The sequence below is a fragment of the Nocardia sp. NPDC060220 genome, from assembly GCF_042727815.1.
Taxonomy (GTDB): domain Bacteria; phylum Actinomycetota; class Actinomycetes; order Mycobacteriales; family Mycobacteriaceae; genus Nocardia.
Map to the genome: position 1 here is coordinate 1 of NZ_JBHWZY010000834.1, position 2987 is coordinate 2987.

Sequence of the window (2987 nt, forward strand, 5' to 3'; positions counted from 1 at the left end):
CTTCCCTGGGGCGAAGGCGAACGGTTGCAGAAGGTTCTCGCCAAGGCGGGTGTGGCCTCGCGTCGCGCCGCCGAGGAGATGATCGCGGCCGGTCGCGTCGAGGTCGACGGCAAGATCGTGCGTGAGCAGGGTCTGCGCATCGACGCCGAGAACGCGGTCGTGCGCGTCGACGGCACCCGTGTCGTGGTCCGCGACGAGCTGGTGCACCTGGTGCTGAACAAGCCGAGGGGCTGGCAGTCCACCATGTCCGACGACCTGGGGCGCCCCTGCGTCGGCGATATCATCGCCGAGCGGATCGCCGCTGGTCAGCGCCTGTTCCACGTCGGCCGTCTCGATGCCGACACCGAGGGCCTGCTGCTGGTCACCAATGACGGCGAGATGGCGCATCGACTGATGCACCCCTCGTTCGAAGTTCCCAAGACCTACTTGGCCACCGTCGACGGCGAGGTGAACTACCGCCTGGTCGGCAAGCGCTTGCGCGAAGGCGTCGAGCTCGAGGACGGACCCGCCAAGGTCGACAAGTTCATGGTGCTCGAGGCCTACCAGGGCCGGTCGCTGGTGAAGCTCGTGCTGCACGAGGGCCGCAAGCACATCGTGCGTAGGCTGCTCGACGAGGTCGGCCACCCGGTGATCCGGCTGGTGCGCACCCACCTCGGCCCGGTGGCACTGGGCGACCAGCGTCCCGGCACGCTGCGGGTGCTCGGCCGCGACGAGATCGGCAAACTCTACGAGGCGGTGCAGCTGTGAACGGTGTGGACTTTCCCCTGGAATTCACCGGCGACCGGATGACCGGTGACGCGACGCTCGTCGTCGCGATGGACGGTCCTTCCGGCACCGGTAAGTCCAGCGTGTCGCGTCGGCTCGCCGCGCGCCTCGGCGCCCGCTACCTCGACACCGGTGCCATGTACCGGGTCGCGACCCTGCGCGTGCTGCGTGCGGGTGTCGAGCTGACCGATTCGGCTGCGATCGCGGAAACCGTTGCGGCACTGCCGCTTTCGATCGGAACCGACCCCAGCCACGAGGTGATCGAACTCGACGGTGAGGACGTCTCGGCGGAGATCCGCGGCGACGCCGTCACCAAGGCCGTCTCCGCTGTTTCGGCGGTGGCGCAGGTGCGCGAGCAGCTCGTCGCCCTGCAACGCGAGATCACGGCGATGGCCGGACGCATCGTGGTCGAAGGCCGCGATATCGGCACCGTCGTGCTCACCGGCGCCGACGCCAAGATCTATCTCACCGCCTCCGCGGAGGCACGCGCCGAGCGGCGCAACGCACAGAACATCCGCGAGGGCCGCGGCGACGATTACGCGGCCGTGCTGGCCGACGTGCAGCGCCGCGACACCCTCGACTCCACCCGCACAGTGTCGCCGTTGCGCCCCGCCGCCGACGCGGTGCTCGTCGACACCAGCGACCTGACGATGGCACAGACCATCGAGGAGCTGTATCGCGTGGTGGCTCAGCAGCTTTCGGCCACGACAGGAGGTCCGCGATGATCGAAGAGATTCTCGTAGGCGACGGAACCTGGACCGACGAGTCCGAATGGGAAGTCCTCGACATCGACGGGGACGGCGAAGGCGAACAGCACGTCGCCATGCCCACGCTGGCCGTGGTCGGACGCCCGAATGTGGGCAAGTCGACCCTGGTCAACCGCATTCTCGGCCGCCGCGAAGCAGTGGTCGAAGATGTTCCCGGTGTCACCCGTGACCGCATTTCGTACGAGGCCAACTGGGCGGGGCGCCGCTTCATGGTGCAGGACACCGGCGGTTGGGAACCCGACGCCAAGGGTCTGCAGCAGCACGTCGCGCGCCAGGCCGAGGTGGCGATGGAAACCGCCGACGCCATCCTGCTCGTCGTCGACGCCACCGTCGGAGCTACCACGACCGACGAGGCCGCGGTGCGCAAGCTGCGCCGCTCCAAGATCCCGGTGATCCTGGTGGCCAACAAGGTCGACGATCAGAAGGTCGAAATCGAGGCGGCCTCGCTGTGGTCGCTGGGTCTGGGCGAACCGCGCATGGTCTCGGCCGCGCACGGACGTGGCACCGGTGACCTGCTCGACGACGTGCTCGGCGCGCTGCCCGAGACCCCGCGCGAAGGTACCGCCGTCGCGGGACCGCGTCGCGTGGCACTGGTCGGCAAGCCGAACGTCGGCAAGTCCAGCCTGCTCAACAAGCTGGCAGGCGACGAGCGTTCGGTGGTCCACGATGTCGCGGGCACCACCGTCGACCCGGTCGACTCGCTGGTCGAGCTGGGCGGCAAGACGTGGAAGTTCGTCGACACCGCCGGTCTGCGCCGCAAGGTCTCCAATGCCACCGGCACCGAGTTCTACGCCTCGCTGCGGACGAAGTCGGCGCTGGAAGCCTCCGAGGTCGCGATCATGCTGATCGACGCCTCGGTGCCGATCACCGAACAGGATCTGCGCGTGATCAGCCTGGTCGCCGAGTCCGGTCGTGCGCTGGTGCTGGCGTTCAACAAGTGGGACCTGGTCGACGAGGACCGCCGCTACATGCTCGAGCGCGAGATCGATCGCGATCTGGTGCGCGTGCCGTGGGCCCAGCGGGTCAACATCTCGGCTCACACGGGCCGCGCCGTGGCGAAGCTGGTACCGCAGATGGAGACCGCGCTCGAGTCCTGGGACAAGCGCATCTCCACCGGCCGCCTCAACACCTGGCTCAAGGAAGTCATCGCGGCCACCCCGCCGCCGATGCGTGGTGGCCGTCAGCCCCGCGTCATGTTCGCCACCCAGGCGAGCACCCGCCCGCCGACCTTCGTGCTGTTCACCACCGGGTTCCTCGAGGCAGGCTACCGCCGCTTCCTGGAGCGCCGCCTGCGTGAGGAGTTCGGTTTCGACGGTTCGCCGGTGCGCATTTCGGTGCGTGTGCGCGAGAAGAAGGAACGTAAGAAGTAGTTCGAGTGTCAGACGAGTGAGCCCCGGCGAATATCGCCGGGGCTCTTCGTTTTTCAGGCGTCGAGTACGCGGTCGAGCAGATGGT

At 68.1% G+C, this 2987-nt stretch carries 3 protein-coding genes; all 3 read left to right on the top strand.

Going from position 1 to position 2987, the window contains the following annotated elements:
* A partial coding sequence (locus tag ACFWF3_RS30405; protein WP_379317113.1) for a pseudouridine synthase occupies window positions 1-747 on the top strand: 747 nt, incomplete at its 5' end.
* A gap of 38 nt (window positions 748-785) precedes the next feature.
* Entirely contained in the window at window positions 786-1490 is a 705-nt protein-coding gene (gene cmk, locus ACFWF3_RS30410; RefSeq protein ID WP_378995183.1) for a (d)CMP kinase, read from the top strand.
* A complete protein-coding gene (gene der, locus ACFWF3_RS30415; RefSeq protein ID WP_378995165.1) occupies window positions 1487-2902 on the top strand; it encodes a ribosome biogenesis GTPase Der in 1416 nt (471 codons plus the stop codon). Before cmk ends, der begins: the two co-directional genes overlap by 4 nt.
* Window positions 2903-2987: the final 85 nt, after the last annotated feature.